Source organism: Streptomyces sp. MP131-18 (genome assembly GCF_001984575.1).
GTDB lineage: Bacteria > Actinomycetota > Actinomycetes > Streptomycetales > Streptomycetaceae > Streptomyces > Streptomyces johnsoniae.
On sequence record NZ_LZNS01000001.1, the window covers coordinates 5,029,882 to 5,053,198 of the forward strand.

The 23,317-nt window shown below is 72.1% G+C and carries 24 protein-coding genes and 2 pseudogenes; 13 read left to right on the forward strand and 13 right to left on the reverse strand.

Annotated elements, in window-relative coordinates; all coding sequences use genetic code 11:
* Positions 1–4: 4 nt before the first annotated feature.
* On the reverse strand, positions 5–1,165 hold the full coding sequence (locus STBA_RS22860) for an acyl-CoA dehydrogenase family protein (protein WP_077061031.1): 1,161 nt from the start codon (positions 1,163–1,165) through the stop codon (positions 5–7).
* 131 nt (positions 1,166–1,296) lie between these two features.
* On the opposite strand from STBA_RS22860, the gene STBA_RS22865 reads away from it, so the two are divergent.
* The 5 genes and pseudogenes from STBA_RS22865 to STBA_RS22885 all read left to right on the forward strand — a co-directional run bounded on the left by STBA_RS22865 (position 1,297) and on the right by STBA_RS22885 (position 6,926).
* Positions 1,297–2,694, forward strand: coding sequence for a UDP-glucose/GDP-mannose dehydrogenase family protein (locus STBA_RS22865; protein ID WP_077063523.1), 1,398 nt, complete (start codon positions 1,297–1,299; stop codon positions 2,692–2,694).
* Between the two features lie 46 nt (positions 2,695–2,740).
* Positions 2,741–4,153, forward strand: a complete 1,413-nt coding sequence (locus STBA_RS22870; RefSeq protein WP_077061032.1) for an APC family permease — start codon at positions 2,741–2,743, stop codon at positions 4,151–4,153.
* Between the two features lie 116 nt (positions 4,154–4,269).
* Positions 4,270–5,025, forward strand: a pseudogene (locus STBA_RS22875) (glycosyl hydrolase family 5); the annotation flags it as partial.
* A gap of 114 nt (positions 5,026–5,139) precedes the next feature.
* Entirely contained in the window at positions 5,140–5,784 is a 645-nt protein-coding gene (locus tag STBA_RS22880) for a GNAT family protein (RefSeq protein WP_366510860.1), read from the forward strand.
* A gap of 143 nt (positions 5,785–5,927) precedes the next feature.
* Positions 5,928–6,926 carry an alpha/beta hydrolase family protein gene (locus tag STBA_RS22885; protein ID WP_077061034.1) on the forward strand — a complete coding sequence of 333 codons (999 nt, stop codon included), beginning with the start codon at positions 5,928–5,930 and terminating at the stop codon, positions 6,924–6,926.
* A gap of 3 nt (positions 6,927–6,929) precedes the next feature.
* On the opposite strand, the gene STBA_RS22890 is transcribed toward STBA_RS22885, so the two are convergent.
* Positions 6,930–7,844, reverse strand: coding sequence for a pyridoxal-phosphate dependent enzyme (locus STBA_RS22890; RefSeq protein ID WP_077061035.1), 915 nt, complete (start codon positions 7,842–7,844; stop codon positions 6,930–6,932).
* Positions 7,845–7,978: 134 nt separating this feature from the next.
* A complete protein-coding gene (locus tag STBA_RS22895) occupies positions 7,979–8,509 on the reverse strand; it encodes a nuclear transport factor 2 family protein (RefSeq protein WP_077061036.1) in 531 nt (176 codons plus the stop codon).
* Between the two features lie 185 nt (positions 8,510–8,694).
* Here STBA_RS22895 and STBA_RS22900 point away from each other — a divergent pair, with 185 nt between their 5' ends.
* Complete coding sequence (locus tag STBA_RS22900; protein ID WP_077061037.1) at positions 8,695–9,261, forward strand: TetR/AcrR family transcriptional regulator; 567 nt, start codon at positions 8,695–8,697, stop codon at positions 9,259–9,261.
* A gap of 90 nt (positions 9,262–9,351) precedes the next feature.
* Here STBA_RS22900 and STBA_RS22905 read toward each other — a convergent pair whose 3' ends face one another.
* Positions 9,352–10,425, reverse strand: coding sequence for an alkene reductase (locus STBA_RS22905; protein WP_077063524.1), 1,074 nt, complete (start codon positions 10,423–10,425; stop codon positions 9,352–9,354).
* Positions 10,426–10,539: 114 nt separating this feature from the next.
* Between STBA_RS22905 and STBA_RS22910 the strand changes: the two genes are divergently transcribed.
* The 3 genes from STBA_RS22910 to STBA_RS22920 all read left to right on the forward strand — a co-directional run bounded on the left by STBA_RS22910 (position 10,540) and on the right by STBA_RS22920 (position 13,845).
* Positions 10,540–10,923 (forward strand): MerR family transcriptional regulator, encoded by a 384-nt coding sequence (locus STBA_RS22910; RefSeq protein ID WP_077061038.1) that lies wholly within the window; start codon positions 10,540–10,542, stop codon positions 10,921–10,923.
* Between the two features lie 154 nt (positions 10,924–11,077).
* Complete coding sequence (locus tag STBA_RS22915) at positions 11,078–13,132, forward strand: serine/threonine-protein kinase (RefSeq protein WP_077061039.1); 2,055 nt, start codon at positions 11,078–11,080, stop codon at positions 13,130–13,132.
* Between the two features lie 122 nt (positions 13,133–13,254).
* Complete coding sequence (locus STBA_RS22920) at positions 13,255–13,845, forward strand: sugar O-acetyltransferase (RefSeq protein ID WP_077061040.1); 591 nt, start codon at positions 13,255–13,257, stop codon at positions 13,843–13,845.
* Positions 13,846–13,875: 30 nt separating this feature from the next.
* Here STBA_RS22920 and STBA_RS22925 read toward each other — a convergent pair whose 3' ends face one another.
* Together STBA_RS22925 and STBA_RS22930 are read right to left on the reverse strand one after the other, a co-directional pair.
* Positions 13,876–14,805, reverse strand: coding sequence for an LLM class F420-dependent oxidoreductase (locus STBA_RS22925; protein WP_077061041.1), 930 nt, complete (start codon positions 14,803–14,805; stop codon positions 13,876–13,878).
* Positions 14,806–14,919: 114 nt separating this feature from the next.
* Positions 14,920–15,648 carry an SDR family oxidoreductase gene (locus STBA_RS22930; protein ID WP_077061042.1) on the reverse strand — a complete coding sequence of 243 codons (729 nt, stop codon included), beginning with the start codon at positions 15,646–15,648 and terminating at the stop codon, positions 14,920–14,922.
* A gap of 163 nt (positions 15,649–15,811) precedes the next feature.
* Between STBA_RS22930 and STBA_RS22935 the strand changes: the two genes are divergently transcribed.
* Complete coding sequence (locus STBA_RS22935) at positions 15,812–16,279, forward strand: MarR family transcriptional regulator (protein WP_077061043.1); 468 nt, start codon at positions 15,812–15,814, stop codon at positions 16,277–16,279.
* A gap of 143 nt (positions 16,280–16,422) precedes the next feature.
* Here the strand turns inward: STBA_RS22935 and STBA_RS22940 are convergent, their stop codons facing one another.
* Positions 16,423–16,965, reverse strand: coding sequence for a CGNR zinc finger domain-containing protein (locus tag STBA_RS22940; protein ID WP_077061044.1), 543 nt, complete (start codon positions 16,963–16,965; stop codon positions 16,423–16,425).
* 93 nt (positions 16,966–17,058) lie between these two features.
* Here STBA_RS22940 and STBA_RS22945 point away from each other — a divergent pair, with 93 nt between their 5' ends.
* Together STBA_RS22945 and STBA_RS37950 are read left to right on the forward strand one after the other, a co-directional pair.
* Positions 17,059–17,427 carry a VOC family protein gene (locus tag STBA_RS22945; protein WP_077061045.1) on the forward strand — a complete coding sequence of 123 codons (369 nt, stop codon included), beginning with the start codon at positions 17,059–17,061 and terminating at the stop codon, positions 17,425–17,427.
* Between the two features lie 209 nt (positions 17,428–17,636).
* A pseudogene (locus tag STBA_RS37950) lies at positions 17,637–17,804 on the forward strand (DUF397 domain-containing protein); the annotation flags it as partial.
* Between the two features lie 9 nt (positions 17,805–17,813).
* On the opposite strand, the gene STBA_RS22955 reads toward STBA_RS37950, so the two are convergent.
* From STBA_RS22955 to STBA_RS22965, 3 genes are read right to left on the reverse strand one after another with little or no spacing between them, the layout of a single operon-like run.
* Entirely contained in the window at positions 17,814–18,227 is a 414-nt protein-coding gene (locus tag STBA_RS22955) for a PIN domain-containing protein (protein WP_077061046.1), read from the reverse strand.
* Complete coding sequence (locus STBA_RS22960) at positions 18,224–18,487, reverse strand: CopG family transcriptional regulator (RefSeq protein ID WP_077061047.1); 264 nt, start codon at positions 18,485–18,487, stop codon at positions 18,224–18,226. Before STBA_RS22960 ends, STBA_RS22955 begins: the two co-directional genes overlap by 4 nt.
* Positions 18,488–18,528: 41 nt before the next feature.
* On the reverse strand, positions 18,529–19,803 hold the full coding sequence (locus STBA_RS22965; protein ID WP_077061048.1) for an LCP family protein: 1,275 nt from the start codon (positions 19,801–19,803) through the stop codon (positions 18,529–18,531).
* Between the two features lie 108 nt (positions 19,804–19,911).
* Between STBA_RS22965 and STBA_RS22970 the strand changes: the two genes are divergently transcribed.
* Positions 19,912–20,436, forward strand: a complete 525-nt coding sequence (locus STBA_RS22970; protein ID WP_077061049.1) for an acyl-CoA thioesterase — start codon at positions 19,912–19,914, stop codon at positions 20,434–20,436.
* Here STBA_RS22970 and STBA_RS22975 read toward each other — a convergent pair whose 3' ends face one another.
* The 3 genes from STBA_RS22975 to STBA_RS22985 form a co-directional block, all read right to left on the reverse strand.
* On the reverse strand, positions 20,437–20,847 hold the full coding sequence (locus STBA_RS22975) for a DUF1992 domain-containing protein (RefSeq protein ID WP_077061050.1): 411 nt from the start codon (positions 20,845–20,847) through the stop codon (positions 20,437–20,439).
* An 86-nt stretch (positions 20,848–20,933) separates the two neighbouring features.
* Positions 20,934–21,839 carry a DNA-3-methyladenine glycosylase gene (locus tag STBA_RS22980; RefSeq protein WP_077061051.1) on the reverse strand — a complete coding sequence of 302 codons (906 nt, stop codon included), beginning with the start codon at positions 21,837–21,839 and terminating at the stop codon, positions 20,934–20,936.
* 58 nt (positions 21,840–21,897) lie between these two features.
* A complete protein-coding gene (locus tag STBA_RS22985) occupies positions 21,898–23,214 on the reverse strand; it encodes an N-acetylmuramoyl-L-alanine amidase (protein ID WP_079252112.1) in 1,317 nt (438 codons plus the stop codon).
* Between the last annotated feature and the right edge of the window lie 103 nt (positions 23,215–23,317).

Below are 23,317 nucleotides of genomic sequence, written 5' to 3' on the forward strand. Positions count from 1 at the left end.
CGCGCTACGGGAGATTCCGGGCCATCACGATGCGCTGGACCTGGTTCGTGCCCTCGTAGATCTGCGTGATCTTCGCGTCCCGCATCATCCGCTCCACCGGGTAGTCCCGCGTGTAGCCGTAGCCGCCGAGGAGTTGGACCGCGTCGGTGGTGATCTCCATCGCCGCGTCCGAGGCGTAGCACTTCGCCGCCGCGCCGAAGAACGTCAGGTCGCCGTCGTTCCGCTGGGACTTGGCCGCCGCCGTGTAGGTCAGCTCGCGGGCCGCCGCGAGTTTCATCGCCATGTCGGCCAGCATGAACTGCACGCCCTGGAAGTCGCCCACCGGCTTGCCGAACTGCTTGCGCTCCCGCACGTACTCCTTGGCGTAGTCGAGCGCGCCCTGCGCGATGCCGAGGGCCTGGGCGGCGATGGTGATGCGCGTGTGGTCCAGGGTGCGCATCGCCGTGGCGAAGCCGGTGCCTTCCTCGCCGAGCATGCGGCCGGCCGGGATGCGCACGTTGTCGAGGTACACCTCGCGCGTCGGGGAGCCCTTGATGCCGAGCTTCTTCTCCGGCGCCCCGAACGACACGCCCTCGTCGTCCTTTTCCACCACGAACGCCGAGATCCCGCCGCGCGTCCGCTTCTCGGGGTCGGTGACGGCCATCACCGTGTAGTACTGGCTGACGCCCGCGTTGGTGATCCACCGTTTCACGCCGTTGAGCACGTAGTGGTCGCCGTCCCGTACCGCGCGCGTCTTCATGCCACCGGCGTCGGAGCCCGCGTCCGGCTCGGACAGGCAGTACGAGAACATCGCGTCGCCCTTGGCCAGCGGCGTCAGGTACGTGGCCTGCAACTCCGGTGAGCCGGACAGCATCACGGGCAGCGAGCCGAGCTTGTTGACCGCGGGGATGAGCGAGGAGGAGGCGCACACCCGGGCGACCTCCTCGATCACGATGACCGTCGCCAGCGCGTCCGCGCCCGCCCCGCCGTACTCCTCGGGGACGTGAACGGCGTGCAGGTCGTTGCCGACCAGTGCGTCCAGGGCCTCCTGCGGGAAACGGCCCTCCTCGTCCACCTCGGCCGCGTGCGGGGCGATCTTCGCCTCGGCCAGTGCGCGGACCGATGCGCGGAGCATGTCGTGCTCCTCCGCCGGGCGGTAGAGGTCGAAGTCTGCGGCTCCTGCCACGTGTCTCACTCCCTGCAAGCGACGCTGCTAACGACTGTTAAGTAACATGTAATCCTAGGGCCGCGGTACGGGGACGGGTACGGGCACGGGTACGTGAGCTTCCCGACAGCCTTCGGACTATGCTCGTCCACATGTCCCCGAAGATCACCGTGATCGGTCTCGGATATCTCGGCGCGACCCACGCCGCCGCCATGGCGGAGCTGGGATTCGAGGTGCTGGGCCTCGACATCGTCCCCGAGAAGACGCAGGCGCTCGCCCGTGGCGAGACGCCGATCTACGAGCCGGGGCTTGAGGACCTGCTCCGCCGGCACGTCGCCGGTCTGCCCGGCTCCTCCGGGCGCCTGTCGTTCACCACCTCCTTCGCCGAGATCGCCGAGTTCGGCGACGTGCACTTCATCTGCGTCAATACCCCGCAGAAGCCAGGCGAGTACGCCTGCGACATGAGTTACGTCGACAGCGCCGTGGACGCGCTCGCGCCGCATCTGACCCGGCCGGCGCTCGTCGTCGGCAAGTCCACCGTGCCGGTGGGCAGCGCCGCCCGGCTCGCGCGGCGGGTCGCCGAGCTCGCCCCGGCGGGCGAGGCGGCCGAGCTGGCGTGGAACCCGGAGTTCCTGCGCGAGGGTTTCGCCGTCGAGGACACGCTGCGGCCGGACCGCATCGTCGCCGGAGTGCACGGCGCGCAGGGAATGCACGGCGGAACGGGGACCGGGGCCGGAACGGGGACCGGGGCCGGTGAGCGGGCCGAGGCGCTGCTGCGCGAGATCTACGCGCGGCCGCTCGCCGAGGGCACCCCGTTCATCCTCACCGACCTGCCGACCGCCGAGCTGGTGAAGACGGCGGCGAACGCGTTCCTCTCGACGAAGATCTCGTTCATCAACGCCATGGCGGAGGTCTGCGAGACCGCCGGTGGCGACGTGGTGAAACTGGCGGAGGCGCTGGGGCACGACGACCGTATCGGGCGGAAGTTCCTGCGGGCCGGGATCGGCTTCGGCGGCGGCTGCCTGCCCAAGGACATCCGCGCCTTCATGGCCCGCGCCGGCGAGCTGGGGGCCGCGGAGGCGTTGTCGTTCCTGCGGGAGATCGACGCGATCAACATGCGGCGCCGCGTGTTCATGGTCGAGCTGACCCGGGAGACGCTGGGCGGCTCCCTGCTCGGCAAGCGCATCGCCGTCCTCGGGGCCGCGTTCAAGCCGGACTCCGACGACGTCCGTGACTCGCCGGCGCTCAATATCGCCGGGCAGCTCCACCTCCAGGGCGCCGAGGTCACCGTGTACGACCCGAAGGCCATGGACAATGCGCGGCGGATCTTCCCGACCCTCCGCTACGCCGCGGACGTGGTCGACGCGGCGCAGGGGGCGCACGCCGTGCTGCACCTGACCGAGTGGCGCGAGTTCCGCGAGATCGACCCGGCGGCCCTGGCGGAGGTCGTGTCCGAACGGCACGTTCTGGACGGCCGCAACACGCTCGACCCGGCGCTGTGGCGCAAGGCGAACTGGACGTACCGCGCGCTGGGCCGCCCGACGGCATAGGCGGCCACTTCGGTTTGGTCCGGTCGGTTCCGGCAATCGTTCTCCCATGCCGGACAGCTCAGGAACCGAAGGCAAACGGACCGCGGCGGGCACGGGCGACGCCGAAGGCGGCACCGAACTCAAGCGGGTGATCGGCCCCGGGCTGCTCCTGCTGTTCATCGTCGGCGACATCCTCGGGACCGGCGTCTACGCGCTCACCGGCAAGGTGGCCGCCGAGGTCGGCGGCGCCGTGTGGCTGCCGTTCCTGCTGGCCTTCGTCGTGGCCATGCTGACCGCGACCAGCTATCTGGAACTGGTCACCAAGTACCCCAGGGCGGGCGGTGCCGCCGCATACACCAACCGGGCGTTCGGCATCCACTTCCTGACGTTCATCGTCACCTTCGCGGTCATGTGCTCAGGGCTGACGTCCGCGTCGAGCGCGTCGAAGGCGTTCGCCGCGAACCTGCTGTCCGCCCTCGACGTCGACGGCGACCACGCCCGCGCCACCATGATCATCGCGCTCGCGTTCATGGCGGGCATCAGCCTGATCAACCTCCGCGGCGTCGGCGAGAGCGTCAAGACGAACGTCGTTCTCACCATCGTCGAGGTGACCGGTCTCATGATCGTCATCGCGATCGGCGCGTGGGCGGTCCTCCAGGGCGACGGCGAGTTCTCGCGGGTCGGGGAGTTCGACACCACCGGCGGCGAAACGGCCTTCGGCGCCGTCACCGCGGCGACCGCGCTGGCGTTCTTCGCCATGGTCGGCTTCGAGGACTCGGTGAACATGGCCGAGGAGACCAAGGACCCGGTGCGCATCTTCCCGCGCATGATGCTCATCGGCCTCACCATCACCGGCGTGGTCTACGTGCTCGTCGCCATCGCGAGCGTCACCCTGGTGGCGCCGAGCGACCTGGGCGAGGGCGAGACGCCGCTGCTGAAGGTCGTCGAGGCGGGCGCGCCCGGCTTCCCGCTCGACCTCTTCGCGTGGATCACCATGTTCGCGGTGTCGAACTCCGCCCTGATCAACATGCTGATGGCCAGCCGCCTGCTGTACGGCATGTCCAGGGAACGCGCCCTGCCCGCGCCGCTCGGCCGCATCCTCCCGCGCCGCAGGACGCCGTGGGTCGCCATCACGTTCACCACGCTGCTCGCGTTCCTCCTCATCGGCTACGCCGACCTCGGTGCGCTGGGCGGCACCACCTCGCTCCTGCTGCTCTGCGTGTTCGCAGTCGTCAACGTTGCGGTGCTCGTGCTGCGGCGTGACCGGGTCGAGCACCGGCACTTCCGCGCCCCGACCGCGCTGCCCGTCATCGGCGCGGTGCTGTGCGTCTATCTCGCGGGCCCGCTGGCCGGGCGGCCGGCCGACGACTACCGGATCGCGGGCTGGCTCATGCTCATCGGGCTCGCGCTGTGGGCCTGCGTCTGGCTGGCGAACCGGATGCTCGGGCGCCGCCGGAATGCGGACCGGAGTGCGGACTGAGGCCCGCCGAGATCTGTCCGTGACCTTGCCAGCGGAACGGTTTCCCCCCTAGAGTCCGCCGGTGTAACAGCCTTGGGAGCGCTCCCCTCACTGTTTCGCACCATGGGAGGAGCAGCATGACATCGCGTATGCGCGCCGGAGCGACCGCGCTGGCCGTCGCCGCCGGAACCCTGACCGCCGTGGCCACCGCCACCCCCGCCGCACAGGCGGACGTTCAAATCTGCGAACCATTCGGCACCTCGGTCGTCGGCCAGTACGTGGCGCAGAACAACCGCTGGGGCAGCAGCGCGACCCAGTGCATCAACGTGACCGGCTCCGGCTTCCAGATCACGCAGGCGGACGGCAGCGCCCCGACCAATGGCGCGCCCAAGTCCTACCCCTCGATGTTCAACGGCTGTCACTACACGAACTGCTCGCCGAACACGAACCTGCCCGCCCAGATCAACTCGATCAACAGCGCGCAGAGCAGCATCGCGTACAACTACGGCGCGAGCAACGCGGTGTACAACGCCTCGTACGACATCTGGCTCGACCCGACGCCGAAGACGGACGGCGTGAACCAGACCGAGATCATGATCTGGTTCAACCGCGTCGGACCGATCCAGCCCATCGGCTCGCAGGTCGGGACGGCCGATGTCGGCGGGCGCAACTGGGAGGTGTGGACGGGCAGCAACGGCTCGAACGACGTCATCTCGTTCGTCGCGCCCTCGGCGATCAGCAGCTGGAGCTTCGACGTGAAGGACTTCATCGACGAGACCGTCAGCCGCGGGATGGCGGGCAACGACTGGTACCTGACCAGCATCCAGGCCGGGTTCGAGCCGTGGGAGGGCGGCGCGGGGCTCGGCGTCGACTCGTTCTCGGCGACCGTGAACTGAGGCCCCGCCGGACGGGCGGCGCGCGGCCACGGAAAACGGGATGCCCGTGGTCGCGCGTCCGCCCCACAATGACGCATGCTGATCGACCACTGGCCGCTTCTCGGACTCCGTGTGACCACTCCGCGCCTGGAACTGCGCCTGCCCGATCCCGAGGAACTGGCCGCGCTCGCCGACCTCGCGGCGGAGGGACTGCACCCGCCGGAGGAGATGCCGTTCCTGGTGCCGTGGACGGATCAGCCCCCGGCCGAACGGGCCCGCTCCGTCCTCCAGCACCACTGGCTGCGCCGGGCCGACTGGACTCCGGAGAACTGGGCGCTGCACCTGGCCGTCTTCGCCGAGGGCCGCGCGGTCGGCCTCCAGGACGTGTCCGCGGAGCACTTCGCGGTGCTGCGGCAGGTCGGCACCGGTTCGTGGCTGGGCCGGCGGTATCAGGGGCTCGGCATCGGCACGGAGATGCGGGCCGCGGTGCTGCACCTGGCGTTCGCCGGGCTCGGCGCGGTCGAGGCGGTCTCGGGGGCGTTCGACCACAACGCGGCGTCGCTCCGGGTCTCGGAGAAGCTCGGGTACGAGCGGGACGGGGTGCAGCGCTTCGCGATCCGCGGCCGTCCGGCGACGGAGATCCGCCTGCGCCTGCCGCGCGAGCGGTGGGCGGCGGCGGCCCGCGCGCTGGAGGTGCCCGTGACGGTCAGCGGCCTCGAACCCTGCCTGCCCCTCTTCGGCGCGGCGGCCGGGCCGACGGCCGGGCCGGCGGCTTGACGGGCGCGGCCTGACCGCCGGGGTACTCCGTGCGGGGTAGCGGCCGACTCCGCCGGGCGGATGCCGTGCGCCGCGGCGCTCCGTAGCGTCCAACCGGTCGTGGCCACGGGGGCCGCGGCGAGGACCGAAGAAGCGGAGCCGCCATGCCCGACCGCCCCTTGTCCCGTTCACGCCCTCTGCCCGCGGTGCGCCGCCGCACGCTGCTGGCCGCCGGCCTCCCGGCCGCCGCGGCGGCCCTCCTCGCCCCCGCCGGCCCGGCCCGCGGCGCCCCGCCGGGGTCCGTCATCGGCGAGGAACGGGTCGGCGAGCGCCTGCTCGACCTCACCCTCGACTCCCCGGCCCTCGGCTTCCCCGCGAAGGTCCGCCTGCTCACCCCCGACGGCTGGTGGGACAGGGGAACGCACCGCCGCTGGCCCGTTCTGTACGTGCTGCACGGCGGGTTCGAGCCGTTGACCTACCGCATGTGGACCCTGGAGACCGATATCCAGGAGATCCAGGAGCTGCGCGACGTCCTCGTGGTGATGCCCGAGGCAGGCCGCGTCGGCTTCTACACCGACTGGTGGAACGGCGGGGCCGGCGGCCCGCCCGCGTGGGAGACGTTCCACCTGGACGAGCTGCGCCCGCTGCTCGAACGGGACTACGGCGCCGGCCGGGCCCGCGCCGCCGCCGGCCTTTCGATGGGCGGATTCGGCGCCGTGTCCTACGCGGCGCGGCGGCCCGGCATGTTCCGGGCGGCGGCGAGCTTCAGCGGCCCCGTTCACCTGCTGCACCCGGACTTCGTCGAGTCGACGTGGCCGCAGCTGGAGGAGGGCCACGGCGGCAGCCTGGCGGCGCTGTGGGGCGACCCGCGGGAGCAGGGCGACGTGTGGCGCGCGCACGATCCGTTCGCGCTCGCGCCGCGGCTGCGGCACACGGCCGTGTTCCTCTCCAGCGGCGACGGGCACCCGGGGGCGCTCGATCCGGACAGCCCGTTCGACCCCGCGGAGGTCGTCATCCGCACGCTGAACCGTTCCCTGCACGACCGGCTGCGCGCCCTCGGCGTGCCGGTCACCGCCGACTTCCACCCCGGCACGCACCACCCGGCGTACGGCGAACGGGGTCTGCACACCGCCCTGCCACTGCTGCTCAGCGGGCTGCGCTGACGACTACGCGATCGCGGGTTGGTGCGGCCGGCCGGTGATCACGGCGGTGACGCGGGTGCCGCGCGGCAGCGCGGGCGCGGTGTCGTAGATGCAGTGCAGCATCTTGGCCACGTAGCGCGGCTCGACGGCCAGGCCGTGGCGTTCCTCGAAGGCGCGGGCGAACGCGGTGAGCGCGGCCGGCAGCCGGGCGTAGCCGCCGGCGTGGTGCGTGTGACTGATGTGCCAGTTGGGGAACGTCCGGCCCCAGCCGGAACGGTGCAGGCGCGTGACCTCGTCCTCCAGGTACCCGGCGGCGCCCTTCAGGACCGCGACGCCCCAGGCCCGCGCGCCCGCCGGGAGCGCCGCGGCTATCCCGGCGAGCGTGCCGCCGGTGCCGACCGGGCAGCAGACGAGGTCGCGCGGCCCGAGGCCGGGCAGCTCCGCGACCAGCGCCGCGGTGCCGTGCGCGGCCAGGGCGTTGGAGCCGCCCTCGGGAAGCACGTAAGCGCGCCCCCAGCGCCGTTCGAGGCGGCGGCGGGTCGCCGGATCGTCCAGCGTGCGGAGCGTGTCGCGGTAGGCACGGCGGTCGGTGAACGCCAGCTCCATGCCGTTCCGTTCGGCCTCGGCCAGTGACCAGTTCCGCGGGGCGTCGGCCAGCTCGTCCCCCCGGATGACGCCGACGCTGGCCACCCCGCAGGCCGCCGCTGCGGCGGCGACCGCATGGACGTGGTGCGACCAGGCGCCGCCGAACGTCAGCAGGCGCGTATGACCCCCGTCGAGGGCTGCCTTCAGATTGGGCACCAGCTTGCGCCACTTGTTCCCGGAGACGCGCGGGTCGATGAGGTCGTCCCGCTTCAGCCGCAGCTCGACACCGGCCCGGGCCAGCTCCGGGTCGGACACCGGCACGAGCGGGGACGGGAGCGCCGCGGGAAGCACCATCGGTACGAGTGTACGAACGGCTCCGGGCGGGCGCGGCGTGGCGCGGTAGGCGCCGCACCTCCGCTGGGGCGCCGCACCCTCGCACTGCCGGCCCCCTGTTCCGCCGGTGCGCCTGCGGACGCTCGCCCGGGCGGTCAGCAGACCGCCGCTTCCGGGAAGGTCTGGCAGTAGGTGAGCGGATTGGCGTACTCGTTCACCGCGACCACACTGCCGTGCCGGTCGAACGTGAAGTGCAGCACGTAGACGTTCCGGTACGCGTCCCCTTCGCGGGTGGTGAAGTCCCCGTTCGCCTGCACGAAGGACGAGCCGCCCCCGGCGGCGACGGTGATCTGCTCGTCGACGAAGTCGATCGTCTCCATCATCCCGAACAGGCCGGTGAGGTAGCCGGTGACCGCCTCCTTGCCCTCGAAGACCGCGTCCGGCTCCTGGTTTCCGGAGAAGGTGATCGGCTGCGTCACCGTGACGTCCGCCCTCATCCGGTCGCCGAGTGCTGCCAGGTCCTGCCGTTCCAGTGCGTCGAGATACTGCCGCGTCCACCGTTCGGTCAGCCGTTCCGACGCCTTCCCGCCGAGCGCCTGGGCGGCCTGTGACATCGCGGGCATCCCGGGATCGGACGGGCCGGTGTCGGCGGTGGCCGCCGCGGTCAGGGAAAACGTCGCGGCCACCGCCGCCAGCGCGGCGATGACTCAGGTGCGGTTCCTGCGCATGGATGCCCCTCGGGAATCGGATCGTGGGTTGACCGGTTGACGGGTTGACGATGTCAACCAGTGATTGGGGCCACCCTAGGCCGAGGGGTTGACAGCGTCAACTCGGGCTCACGATTGCCCCCTTCCGCACTACGCTGAAGCCGGTGAGCACCACGCGAGAGAGACTGATCCACGCGGCCACCCAGCTCGTCGACGAGGGCGGCCCGGCCGCGGTCACGCTCCGCGAGGTGGGGCGGCGTGCCGATGTGTCCCACAACGCCCCGTACAAGCACTTCGCCGACAAGCAGGACCTGCTCGCCTCGGTGGCCGCCGCCGAGCTGCACGAACTGGCGGCCCAACTCGGGGCCGCGGCCCGCGGCTGTGACTCGGGCAGGTCCGCCGTGGAGGCCATGGCCGTCGCCTACCTGGTGTGGGCCCAGCGCCATCCCGCGCGTTTCAAGCTCATCTTCGGCCCGTGGAACCACCCCCACGACGAGCTCGGCCGCGCCGCCGCCGCGGCCACCGCCGCGATGAACGCACCCGTCGTCGCGGCGCACCGCGAGGGCGCCTTCGCGGGCACCCCCCAACAGACCGCCGCCCTGCTGCGCGCCCTGTGCCACGGCGCGGTCGACCTGTCCCTCTCCGGTCATCTCCGGAAGGACCCGGAGACGCCGACCCCGCGCGAGCTCGTCACGCTCCTGGTGCGCTCCCTCGCCCGGCACCCGACGTGACGGCTTCCGGCCACTCCACCGCGCACGCTGATCAGGCCGTGACCAGTACGCGGGCGGGGCGGCCGGTGGCTCGCCGCCGATGAACCGGGCTCAGGCCGCGTACTGGTGGGTGGGGTAGGTCAGGTAGCCCGCGTCGCCGCCCTCGTAGTACGTGGCCTCGTCGGCGGGGGCGATCGGGAGTCCGCCGCGCAGCCGTTCGACCAGGTCGGGGTTGGCGAGGAAGGCGCGGCCGAAGCTGATGAGGTCGGCGCCGAGACCGAGCCAGTGGTCCGCGTCGTCCCGCCCGGTCTGCTTGGGCCCCATCGGCAGCGTCGGGTTCATGACGAGGGTGCCCGGCCACGTCCGCCGCAGGGCGACCAGCAGGTCTTCGTCGGCGGTGCCTTCGAGGTGAACGTAGGCCAGGTCGAGGGCGGCCAGCTCGGTCAGCAGCGCGGTGTAGAGCTGGGGAACGTCGGTCTCGCGGACGCCCCAGAACTCGCCGCCCGGGGAGAGCCGGATGCCGGTCCTGGCCCCGCCGACGGCTTCGACGACGGCGGCGGTGGCCTCGACGGCGAACCTGATCCGGTTGGCGACCTGGCCGCCGTAGCGGTCCGTGCGCAGGTTGGCGTTGGAGGAGAGGAACTGGGAGATCAGGTAGCCGTTCGCGCCGTGCAGTTCCACGCCGTCGAACCCGGCGTCGATGGCGCGGCGCGCGGCCTCGGCGTACGACCGCGCGTGCTCGGGCACTTCGGCGGTGTCCAGGGCGCGCGGCATCGGGGCCGGCTGGGGCCCGGTCGGGGTGAACACGTCGCCGACGGCGGGGACGGCCGAAGGCCCGACAGGCTGCCGGCCGGTGGTGTCGGGGTGCGAGACCCGGCCGCCGTGCATGATCTGGGCGAAGATCCGTCCGCCGTTGGCGTGCACGGCCTCGGTCACGGGCCGCCACGCGGCGACCTGCTCGTCGGTGTGCAGTCCGGGCGTGCCTGGGTTGGACTGCCCGATCTCGCTCGGCTGCACGCCCTCGCTCACGATCAGCCCGGCCGTGGCCCGCTGGGCGTAGTAGGCCGCCATGGACGGCGTCGCCAGACCGCCGGCGGCGGCCCTGACCCGGGTCATCGGGGCCATGACCACCCGGTTGGGCAGCGTCAGGCCGCCGAACCGGTAGCTGGTGAAAAGGGTCGTCACGAGGGGCTCCTTCGCGGTCCGCGGCGCCCGGATGTCGGGCACGCCGCTAAGCTAAAACCTCACATTGACGTCAGAGGCAAGTTGCTGTGGCGCAGGACACAACCGGGAGGTCTCGTGCGGATCGGCGAGCTCGCGTCACGGGCCGGAGTCAGCGTCCGGTCCGTGCGCTACTACGAGGAGCAGGGGCTGCTCAGCAGCACCCGCAGCCCCAGCGGGCAGCGGCACTACACGGACAGCGCGGTCGAACGGGTCGCGTTCATCCAGCGGATGTACGCCGCGGGCCTGTCCAGCCGCACCATCATCGAGCTGCTGCCCTGCGTCGACGCGCCCAGCGCGGAGAACTCCGACTCCGCGCTGGAGCGGATGGCGCAGGAGCGCGACCGGCTCACCGCACACATCGCCGAGCTCGTGCGGACCAGAGACGCGCTCGACGGGCTGATGGCCACCGCCCTCGCGTACCGGGAGCACCTGGGAAAGCCCTGCCCGGTCGGCCGATGAGGCCCGCGCGGAGCCCGGTCGGCCCCGGCCGGGGACTCATCGGCCGACCGGGCCGTTCAGTCGGGCCCGCCTGACCTCCCATTTCGTGATGATCCGCTTGTAGTCTTCCCGGCAGGCGCAATGGCCGTTGCGCGCAGAACGAAGTGGGGAAAGCGTGGAGTCTCTTCGCCCGGGTGATCCGTCCCGCGTCGGCCCGTACCGTGTCCTGGGCCGCCTCGGGGCCGGCGGCATGGGCCAGGTCTTCCTTGGGCGATCGCCCAACGGCCGCACCGCCGCGGTCAAGCTCATCCACGCCGAACTGGCGGAAGACCCGGAATTCCGGCGCCGTTTCCGGCGCGAGGTCGCCACCGCGGAACGGGTCAGCGGGAGTTGGACCGCCCCGGTCCTCGGCAGCGACACCGAGTCCGCGGTGCCCTGGATCGCCACCGGTTACATCCCCGGGCCCTCGCTCCACGAGGTGGTCGCCGCCGCCCACGGCCCGCTGCCGGAGGAGTCGCTGTGGACCCTGGCCGCCGGACTCGCCCAGGCGCTCCGGGACATCCACCGCGTCGGCCTGGTGCACCGCGACCTCAAACCGTCGAACGTGCTGATCACCCTGGAGGGCCCGAAGGTCATCGACTTCGGCATCGCCCGCGCGGTGGACGCCAGCCTGGTCACGCGCACCGGTTCGATGATCGGTTCGCCGGGCTACATGCCGCCCGAGCAGATCCGGGGCGAGGAAGTCACCGGCGCGGTCGACGTGTTCGCCCTGGGCGCCGTGCTCGCCTTCGCCGCCACCGGCACCTCACCGTTCGTCGCCGGAGAGCCCGCGGTGCACACCGTGCTGTACCGCGTGCTGCACGAAGATCCCGAACTCGGGCCGGACGCCGGTCCTCTGGCCGGGTCCCTGCGCTCACTCGTCCTGCGGTGCCTCGCGAAGGACCCGGCCGCGCGGCCCACCGTCGAGGAGCTGGCCGAGGCCGCCACCGCCCGGTCGGCGGGCACGGCCGGGCCGGACGGCGAACTGTGGCTGCCGCCCGCGCTGACCGCGCGACTCGGGCGGCAGGCGGCGAGCCTCCTCGATCTGGACGGCCCGGTCCCCACCCAGGTGGGCGGGGCCGCGGCACCGCCGCCGCCCGCCTCCCCGCCGCCCGCCGGACTCCCCACCGTCACCGCGGTCCCGCCCCCGCCGCCGAGTCAGGCCCCGGCCCCGGCCCCGGCCCAGGCCCCGGGCGCCGCGGCCAGGCGGGCCCTCGCGGTGGGCGCCGTGGCGGTGGCCGTCGCGCTCGTCGCCTCCCTGGTCGTGCTGCTGACCCGGGAATCGGGTACGGAGAACGATCCGGAGGCCGGCGAGGCGCCGACGGACGGGACCTCCGCGCCGCGGGACACGGCACCCGATGACGGCGAACAGACCCCCGCCGACGACCAGGGCGGGGCCGACGCGCAGGCACCCCTGTACGACCTGCTGCCACCCGAGATCCAGGAATCGGGCGAGGTCACGGTGCGTTCGGGAACGTACTCCCTGCCCCTCATGTCCCCGGAGTCCGCCGACGAGTTGACCGGATTCGAACCGGACCTCACCGCCGCCCTCGGCGAACGGCTCGGCATCGAATTCCGCTTCCAGCGCGTCGACTACGGCACCCTTCTCGGCTACCTGGCCAACAGCCCCGACCCCAGCGGCATCATCGCCATGACCGCGATGCCCAGCGACGCCACCTCGCAGACAGAATCCGCGAACCTCGAATTCATCCCCTACTTCGAGGAGAGCCACGTTCTGATGGTTCCCGCCGGAGCCGCGGGCGGCGTCGGCGGTTTCGACGATCTGTGCGGCCGGACGGTCGCCACGTGGAGTTCGCTTGAGGCCGAGGACGCGATAGCCCGGCACAGCGCCGACTGCACCACCCCCGTCGACGTCTCCCGGCACGGGACGGCCGAGGCCCTGGCGGAAGCCGTCCGCACCGGCGAGGCCGACGCCCTGTACGTCAGCCACTCCGCCGCGATCGGCCCCCTCCAGGACGCCGCCGGCGACGAACTGGTCATCACCGGCGACCGGTTGGACCCCGAGCCGGTCGGCTTCGCGGTGACCCTCGCCGACCCGCCCCTGCGCGACGCCCTCCGGCAGGCGCTCCAGGAAATGATCGACGACGGCACGTACGGCGCGCTCCTCGACCAGTGGGGCATGGCCGGCATGGCCGTCGAAACGGCGGAGGTCACCACCGGCGGAGCGTGAGCGGGCCGGAAAAACAATCAGGGCAACCGCGCGGCGCACGTAGGCTTTCGCACGCGCGCGGTCGACGGGGAGCGCGTCGCGCCCGTGCTCGACGAGGGGCTTGATGAACGGAGCGTAGTGCCGTGTCGCAAGGTCATGAGGAAGAAGTCCTGGCCCGCATCAGCAAAGGGCTCGTCTACACCGAATCGGAAGCAGCCTTCCAGGCCCCTCGACGCCGCACCGAGCAGATCTTCGAGTACAACCACACACCACCGGGCGAAACGGAAAAGCGGCGGTCGCTGCTCGTTGCCATATTCGGCGCGGTCGGCGAACGCACGGTGCTGCTGCCTCCGTTTCACGCCGGGTTCGGAAGCAATGTCCACATCGGTGACGACTTCTTCGGGAACGTGAACCTCACATTCGTCGATGACGTGGACATCCGCATAGGCAATGGCGTCATGATCGCGCCCAGCGTGACCCTCACCACGACCGGACACCCGGTGCACCCCGCGCGGCGCGTGGACTTCGGGCGGTTCTCGGAACCCATCGTGATCGAGGACAAGGTCTGGATCGGCAGCAACGTGGTCGTTCTCCCCGGCGTCCGCATCGGCTACGGATCGGTCATCGGCGCCGGCAGCGTCGTCAGCCGCGATATTCCCCCCATGACCGTCGCGGTCGGAGTCCCGTGCCGCCCGGTCCGCCCCATCACGGACGAGGACCTGGCTGAACGGTGAGACCGCTGCACCTGCTGGACCGGGCGGCGTTCACACCCCGGCCGCACGCGCCTTCTCGTACACTCCGGCGGCGACGTCCTTCAACTCCTCGGCGTCGCGCGTGCCCTGCTGGAGGTCGATGAGGATTTCCTCGAAGCCGATCCCGGCGTGCGCGACCAGGTCTTCGACGATCTGCTCGGCGTCGCCCTGGAAAAGGGCGCGGTCGCGGCCCTCGTACGGCTTGGGGGTGTACCTGGCGTTCGCCCGCAGCACCGTCCGGATCGGCCTGGTGCGCCCGCGTTCGGCCGCCAGTTCCCGAAGTTCGCGCCACTGTGCGGCAGTCTGCTCGGCGCCCATGGCCAGCGGCAGCCAGCCGTCGGCGTGGTCGACGAGCCTGCGCTGGGCCTGCTTGTTCCCCGCGGCCAGCAGGATCGGGACCGGCCGGGCGGGCTTGGGGCCGACCACGGCCGACGCGATCCGGGTTATCTCGCCCTCGAAGGTCACCGGGTCCGGCCCCCACACCGCCCGGCATACCTTGATCACCTCGTCCAGCACCTTGCCGCGCTCCTCGAAGGGCCGGACGCCCGCGGCCGCGTACTCGTCGAGGGACCACCCCGAGCCGAAGCCCGCGACCACCCGGCCGCCGCTCGCCGCGTCCAGCGTGGCGAGGGACCTGGCGAGCTGGAACGGCCCATGCAGCGGCGCCACCAGGACGGACGTGCCCAGCCGGACCCGCTCGGTGACCGCGGCCGCCAGGGACAGCGTGACCAGCGGCTCGGCCACGGAACGGTAGTCGTCGGGCCAGGGCACATCGGGAATGCCGAACAGGCCCTGGGTCGCGGGTTCGGGGAAGAGGGCCCGTTCGTAGGCCCACAGGCTCTCGTATCCGATCCGCTCGGCAGCGCGTGCCACGTCGGGCACGTCCCTGCCGACGTCGTACTGATGGTTCTGCGGGAGGCCGAGTCCGAGTGCGGTTGTCATGACGTGAGCTCCTCGAAGAGGGGGGCGAATGTGGTGGCGCGGGTACGTCGGGCGGGTCGCCTGCCGGGCACAGGGCCGGGCGGAACGGTTGCCGGTCTTGCCCTTCCGTGAGCGCTATCGCTGTCCGACCGGGCGGATGACGAGTTCGTTGACGTCGACGTCGGGCGGTTGTCCGATGGCGTAGGAGACGGCTGCTGCGATCGCGTCGGCGGAGATGGGCGATTCCCGGAAGGCGTGTATGGCTTCTCGGGTGTCCGGGTCGGTGATCGAGTCGGCGATCTCGGACTCGACGATCCCCGGAGAGACCGTGGTGACGCGGATGCCGGGGTCGAGTTCCAGGCGCAGGCCCTCGGTGATGGCCCAGGCGGCGTACTTGGTGGCGCAGTAGACGGCGCCCGTGGGCATGACCTCATGGGCTCCGACGGAGGCGATGGTGACGAAGTGGCCGGCGCCGTGGCGCTGGAAGTGGGGCAATGCCGCAGCGATGCCGTGCAGCAGGCCGCGGATGTTGACGTCGATCGTGTGATTCCACTCGTCGGTCAGTAACGAGTCCAGCCGCGACAGGGGGCCGACCCCGGCGTTGTTGATGAGGACGTCGATCCGGCTGTGCCGTTCCACAGCGCTGTCGACGAAGGTGGTGACATTTTTCGGGTCGGTGACGTCGAGGCGGTGCGTGTCAGCGCTGCCGCCCGTGTCCCGAATCGCTTCGGCCAGCGCGGTGAGGCGATCAGTACGGCGGGCGCCGAGGACGACGTGGTGCCCCTGGCCGGCGAGCCGCAGTGCGGTGGCATGCCCGATGCCACTGCTCGCTCCGGTGATGAGCACCACTTTCGAGTCGGCCATTGAGATCAACCCCTATAGGTGGTTTGTGCGTTGTCGGAACGTCGTGTCTCACGCCGCCCTCGGCGTCGAGGGCTGGAGGTGCCGCCATGTTTGTGACGCGTCACCTACATGACACGGACCATACATGACGTGTCACGTACCCTGCTAGACTGCCCGGGTGGCTATGACGAACGACGATCCGTGGCTGAGCGACGATGAGCAGTACATGTGGCGGCAATGGATGGGCCTCGACGCGGAGCTTCTGGCAACGCTCAACCGCGAGATGCAGGCCGACGCCGGGCTGTCCAGCCCGGACTACCAAGTGCTCGTCGTGCTGACCGACTCCGTCGAAGGGCGCATTCGGGTATCCGACCTGGCGGCAGCGTTGCAGTGGGAGCGCAGTCGGGTGTCCCACCACGTCGCGCGGATGGAGAAACGGGGTCTGGTGTCCCGACTTGGGTGCGTGGACGACGGCCGTGGCGCCTTCGTCCGCATCACCGAGACGGGGCGGACGGCCATCGAGCGTGCCGCGCCCGGCCACGTACGCGCCGTACGGCGCCTGGTGTTCGACGCGCTCACCGCGAATGAGGTGGCTCAGCTCGGCGAGATCTTCCACCGGCTACGGTCTCGCGCCGGTCTGTCAGCCGAATGAAGCACGGGCACGGCCGGTCTTTCTGACCTGATGACCCCGGGGCGGCCTTGGTGAGAGGTGACCTCCGCGGCAGCGGTCCCGGGGTGTGCCTGACGAGCGCCCCGGTGCGCGGCCCACGATGCGGCGGCCTCCGCCCAGGCCGCTCAGGTGGTGCGCCGTTTCGCGCGGTAGGCGCGCATCTTTGAACGTGCGCCGCACAGCTGCATCGAACACCAGCGGCGCCGCCCCGCCGGGCTGTGGTCGTAGTACGCCCAGCGGCAGTTCTCCGCCTCGCACGCCTTGAGCCGCCGCCAGGTGCCGTCGGCCTCGGCGGCGGCGATCGTCGCCGCGAGCCGGGCGGTCAGCGCCCGCGCACCGGTCAGCCCGGCCGCGGGGTGCAGCGTGGCGTTGCCCGTGGCGCCGTCGACGTGGAGCGTCAGCGGAGCGTCGGCGAGCAGGTCTGTCAGGTCGGCGGCCGAACGGGGCGGCATCGCGCGCCCGGTGTGCGCGGCGCACGCGGCGCGCAGCGCCTCGCGCAGGCGCACGACGGCGGGCATGTCGTCCGCGGTCAGCGCGACGTCCGCGGCGCGCATCAGCACTTCGAGCCCGTCCGGCGTGGCCAGCGCGTCGCGTCCGGCTGTCACGTCGAAGGTGTTGACCAGCGTCTCGACGAGGACGAGCCCGCTCGGCGTCGTTCGCTCTCCCACGCTTGCAACGTTACTGGCAAGCCGCCATCATGAGGTAACCGTTACCCGAAGGACTCGGATAGGGGTAACGCCGCTCGGAGGAAGAGGTGCGTCATGGCTGTCGCCACGATGGGAGTAACCGTTCTCGACTGTCGTAGTCCCCGGGAGCTGGCCGAGTTCTACGCGGCCGTGCTGGACTGGCGGATCGAGGGCGAGGGGGAGTGGATCGAGCTGATCGGGCCGCACGGGCGGCAGCTCGCGTTCCAGGAGTCCCCCGGCCACCGGCCGCCGCAGTGGCCGGGCACCGAGATGCCGCAGCAGTTCCACCTGGACCTCGATGTCCCGCGGGAGCGGCTGGACGCGGCGGAGGCCGAGGTGCTGCGTCTGGGCGCGAGGCTCCTCGAAGGCGACGACGGCGGCCGACGCGACTGGCGGGTCTACGCCGACCCGGCCGGGCACCCGTTCTGTCTCTGCGTCCACTGAAGCCCGCCCGCCGCACGCCCCGCCGGGGGTAAGGCGGGGCGAACGGCGAGCCTCCCGGTCCGTGCGCTCCGTCCCGCGTGGGCCCCTGCCGCATCGTGCGCCGACGCGGGCCCGGCGGAACGGGGGGCGCAAGACCCGGAATTCCTGCCCCGTTTCCGCCGGGAGGTCGCCGACGTCCGGTCGGCCGGGGCCGGTGATCGGCACGTTCAGGCGATGGGTGCCGCGCATGCGCCGGAACAGGCCGTGAAGGTCCGTCCCGGATGCCGGTGGTGCCGGTGCGGGACTCCAAGGTGCGGGGTGGGGCGATACTCGCGTTCGGGCCCCGGCCCGGGTCCGGCTTCGTGACGGCGGTCAAGGACGGTCGGCTGCCCGGCTGACCGGCCAGGTCAGACTTTGATGACGGTGACCCGCCCGCCGCACAGTGCGGTGAGATCCTCCGGGTCGGAGGTGAGTGCGGTGACGGGCCCCGGCGCCGCGAGGGCGGTGGCGCAAAGGATCGCGTCGATGGCGTACTTGTGACCGTGCAGCCCGGCGCCGGCGAGCAGGGCCGCGGCGTGGCGGGCGATGGGCTCGCTGACCGGCTCGACAATGATGCGCGACAGGGTCCATTCCAGGGCCGGTCGGTTGGTCCTGGGATGGACCACTTCCACCAGCGTGGCCGCGCTGGTGACCACGCGCATGTCGTCGGCCTGCGCCACAGCGAGCCACCCGGTCACCTCGCGATCGCGCAGGACCGCTTTGCTCAGTCCTTCGCTGTCGACGACGAGGGTGCCCCCCGAGGTGGGGAGGGAAGGCGTCACGCGGCGTTCGTCCCGGTCTGCGTCTGCTGTCGGCGGGCGTCCTGGAGCCGGTCCCTCAGGGACTGGATCTCCTCTTCCGTGATGGGGCCGTGCTCGGCCTCCGCGACGGAGATGAGCTCGTCGAGATTGTCGCGTTCGATCTGGCGGGCCACGGCTGCCGCAACGTAGGCGGACAGGCCGGAGGGGCCGCTGCGGGCGCGGGCGGCCTCCGCGATGTTGCGTGGCATGGTGATCGAGTACTTATTGGTGGGCTCATTCATGCCACTGACGCTACCTGAAATGCCACCAGTCCGGAACGGGCTCACTCGCGGCCGACCGTCACCTCTTCGTCGTTCTTCAGCTGTGCCATCAGCTGCTCCACCTGGCCGTCGTCCCACAGCACCGCCGAGCCCGCCGAGGTCTCGTAGCCGGGGTCGGCGACCGGAACGTTCATGCGTTCGGCGCCGCGCATGCCCCAGAAGAGGCCGCGCAGGTCCCACAGGCTCATATCCTCGTCCACGATGAGCGAGTCGAGGCTCGCGTTCATCGTCGGGAACAGCCGGAACGGGTTCAGCAGCGTGGACGGTGACGCGGCCTGGTCGGCGAGGGTCCCGAGGAACTCCTGCTGGTTCTGCGTGCGGCCGAGGTCGCCCATCGCCTCCTGATAGCGCTGCCGGTTGAACGCCAGGGACTCCGCGCCGTCGAGGCGCTGGCAGCCCGCCTCGAAGTCGGCACCGGAGTTGTCGTCCTGGATCGGCTCGTCGAAGCACATCTCGACGCCGCCGAGCGCGTCCACCACGTTCGCGAAGCCGCCGAAGCCGATCTCCGCGTAGTGGTCGATGCGCAGGCCGGTGTTGTGCTCGATGGTCCGCACCAGCAGTTCGGGGCCCTCGATCGAGTAGGCGGCGTTCAGCTTCTGCTCCTGGGCCGGGATGCGGTTGCCGGAGACGGAGCCGGTGAACTCCGGGATCGTCACCCAGGAGTCGCGCGGGAAGCTGACCATGGTGTTCCCGTTGTCGCCGACGTGCAGCAGCATGATCGTGTCCGTGCGCTGGCCCTCGGTGCTGCCGGTGTGCAGCTCCTGCTGCTCCTCCTCGCTCAGGCCCTCGCGGCTGTCGGAGCCGACTATGAGGTAGTTCGTCCCCTTGCCCGCCGTCGGGCGGTCCTCGACCGAGGCGAGGTCGACCTCGCGGCGCAGCTTGCTGTCGGCCCAGAAGTACGTGGCGACGGACGTGACCAGCAGCACGACCACCAGGCCGAGCGCGGTGAACCCGATGCGGCGGCGCCAGTTGCGCGTCCGCGGGGGACGCGGGTCGTCGCGGAAGCCGTCGTCGGCGTACGGGTCCCGCGGCGGGCCGGGCGGGGGCTGAGCGGTGCGGCTCGCGGCGCCTCGGTAGACCTGGCCGTCGCTGTACCCGGAGTCGTAGACCGGCCCCCGGGCCGGCTCCGCCTGCTGCGGATGGCGCGGCTGCGGCTGTCTCGGTACATGCGGCATCACGCGGGCGCTCTCGGGGCGCGCGCTGCCGCTGCCCCGTCCGTAGCGGTCCCGGGTTCGGGGCTGGTCGTCGTCGGTCCACCCGTCGGGCCAGTCGCTCATAACATGCCAGTCTGCCTGCCGCGCGTGATCGACTGGGTCGCGGGGCGGGGAATGTGGCAGACCTGATGCATTCCGGCGGCGCGCGTGACCGGCGCTTACGCTGTCTTTATGGCCGAACTTCCCGAACCGTCCGGACTTCCGGGCAAGCCCACCACCGCGTCGCGCACCACGCTGTCGCACATCATGACGCAGAACGAGGTGAACCTGCTCGGCACCGTGCACGGCGGCGTGATCATGAAGCTCGTCGACGACGCGGCGGGCGCCGTCGCGGGGCGGCACTCGGAGGGTCCGGCCGTCACCGCCTCCATGGACGAGATGGTCTTCCTGGAACCGGTCAACGTGGGCGACCTCGTCCACGTCCACGCCCAGGTCAACTGGACCGGCAGGACCTCCATGGAGATCGGGGTCAAGGTGCTCGCCGAGCGCTGGAACGAGTCGACGCCCGCGACCCGCGTCGCCACCGCGTACCTCGTCTTCGCCGCGGTCGACGAGAACGGCAAGCCGCGGCGCGTGCCGCCCGTCGTGCCCGGCAACGACCGCGACCGCCGGCGCTTCCAGGAGGCGCAGATCCGCCGCACGCACCGGCTGGCCAGGCGGCGGGAGATCACGGAGTCGCGGCAGCGGCCCCTGTGATCAGGCCGTTCTACCGGCGTGCCGGGCGCGCCACTCGCGGACGATGCGCTCGGTGTCGAAGGGCGCCATGTTCAGCGGGGGGCCGTCCGGCGGGTGCCGGATCGCCTCGCGGATCCTGTCGTTGACGTCCTCGATGATCCGCCGCGCCTCGTCCGCGCTGCGCGCCGACTTCGCCGCCGCGAGCGCCTCCTCGGCCTCCCTGCGCAGCGCCAGGCTGGGCGGCAGGAAGGACAGCTGCTCGCGGGCCATCTTCTCCCGCACCCACCACAGATCGTCGTAGGGCTGGTCGAGGCCGCTCAGCGGCTTGCCCGCGCCCGGCAGGTCCGCGAAGTCGCCGCGCTGCTCCGCTTCGCGGATCTGCCGGTCGACCCAGGACTCGGTGGAGATGCCGGGCGGCTTGCGTTCTGTCATGGCGGGACCCCCGTTCGGGCGGTGGCACGGCGGCGCGACGAGCGCCCCTCCATGGTATGCGGCGGCCCTTCGGGCCCCAGCGCCTCTTACAGCCGGGCGATGTTGGCGTGGCGCTGGCGTGGGGCGCGGCGTGCCGGGGCGATGCCGGTCAGCAGGACCAGCCGTGCCGCGCGGTGCCGTTGCCCGGTGTACGGGGCGAGCAGCTCCAGCATGCGCGCGTCGTCGGCGCCGTCCTCGCCGCCGAGCGCGAAGCCGATGATGCGCGGCAGGTGCAGGTCGCCGACGGTGATCGCGTCCGGGGCGCCGATGGCGCGTTGCAGTGCCTCGGCCGCCGTCCACGGGCCGATGCCGGGGATCGCCTGCAACCGGGCCATGGCGGCGGGGAGTTCCATGGTCGCCGCCTCCTCCATGCGGCGCGCCGCCCGCACCGCGCGCACCACGGCGGCGGACCGTTTGCCGTCCACGCCCGCGCGGTGCCAGTCCCAGGAGGGGATGCGGGCGAACGTCCGCGGGTCCGGCATGACGTACATGCCGAGACCGGCGCCGGGACCCGGCGCGGGCTCGCCGAACCACTTCAGCAGCCGCCGCCAGGAGCGGTAGGCGTCCTCCGTGGTGACCCGCTGCTCCAGCACGGACGGGATCAGCGATTCGAGCACGAGGCCGGTCCTGATCAGCCGCACCCCGCGGTGGCGCCGCAGCGCGGCGGCGACCAGCCGGTGGTGGGCCACGAACGCGCCGGGGTCGTCCTCGGCGCCCAGCAGCGCAGGCAGCCGACTCAGCAGCCAGTCGGCGCCGGGGCCCCAGGCCGTCGCCCCGACGCGTGCGCCCGGCACCAGCCGCAGCGTCGCCGGGCCGAGCGGGGTGCGGGTCGCGCGCCACACCGTTCCGTCGCGCTCCGCGCGGAACGCCGGGTCGTACGGCCCGCGCCGCAGCACGAGCAGGCTGCGGCGCAGGTCGTACGGCTCCGGCGGGGTCCACGTGCGGTCGGGCATGACGGGCAGGCTACGCGCAGGCCGGCCGGGCGGCCGTCACCCGCCCCCGCCGGACGCCTCAGCGCCCCTGGAGGCGGGCGGCGGTGCTGCGCACGGTGCCCAGGTCGCCGTACAGCTCGTCGCCCGGGCAGTCGGTGGCGTAGCCGTCGCGGTGGCCGGAGATGTTCTTCATCCTGACCGTCGTGCCCGCCGCGTACTTGCCGCCGCCCGAGGTGCGGTTGCGGGTGCCCTGCGGGTTGCCGTCGTGCAGCCCGAGCTTCCACGCCGTCAGCAGGGACAGCGCGTCGCGCACGTCGCGCCCCGGGTCCTTGGAGGAGTAGGTGCCGAGCACGGCCACGCCCATGCTGTTGTGGTTGAAGCCGTAGGTGTGGGCGCCCTGCACCGGCTCGGCGACGCCACCGGCCCTGCCCTCGTAGATCTTGCCGCACTTGTCGACGAAGAAGTTGTAGCCGACGTCCCGCCAGCCCTGGCTCTGCACGTGGTAGCGGTAGATGCCGCGCAGGACCGAGGGCACCTCGGAGCAGGTGTAGCTGTTGCTGCCGGCCGTGTGGTGCACGAACGCGGTCTTCACGCTGTTCGTGTACACGAACCCGCTTTCCCGCAGGCCCTCGTCCGCGCCCCAGCCGGAACGGATGGTGATGGGCGGGCGCGGGCCCTCGTGCTTCCCGGCCGCCGCCGCGCCGGAGCCGCCGGCGCGCGCCTCGGCGCCCGCGTCGGGGCCGGTGCCCGCGTCGGTGCCGGGGCCGGTCGCGGGCAGGGTTTCCCCGCTGCCCTCCCGCTGGCCCGGGTCGACGAGTTCGAGCCGCAGGCCCGCGGGCAGCGCGGGCGCCGGCTCGCCGTCGTGGGGCACGACGCGCACGCGCACCCCGTCGGAGGCGCCGACCCACAGCGGGGCGGTGCCGCCGCGCACCCCGGCGTCCCCGGCCTCGGCCGAGCCGGGGTCGGGCGCGTGCGCGGACTGCGGGTCCAGGTCGGTCCAGGCGGACCAGTCGCCGGTGTCCGCCGCGCGCGTGCGCACCTGCACCACGCCGGGCAGTCCGGCCGCCGGGTCGTCCCAGATGACGCCGAGCAGGGAGAACGGTTCGGTGTCCGTCGCGGGCAGGCCCTGGGTACCGGCCGGCTCCGCGGTCTCCGGCGTCCCGGCCGGGTCGCCCCCGGCGCGGGTTCCGACGTCGAGCGGCTGGAGCGCGAGTGACTGAACGCCGCCGGCCCGGGCCGCTGCCTGCGACCGGTGCCCGTCCTGCGGCGGGCTCGCCGTCAGGGCGGCGGCGCCGGCGGGGAACAGCAGAGGAACGACGAGTGCCGCGGCGCAGGCGGCGCCCAGCGTGGAAGCGGAAACGGATGCAATGACAGAAGAAGGGAGAAAAGAACGCATATCCGGATCTTGGGCATAGCACATCACATCTGTCTATTCGTGGAGTGACCGCATGGTGACTTCGGGTGACGTGCGCGCGGGTGGTGTCCGCCGAGGGCGGCGG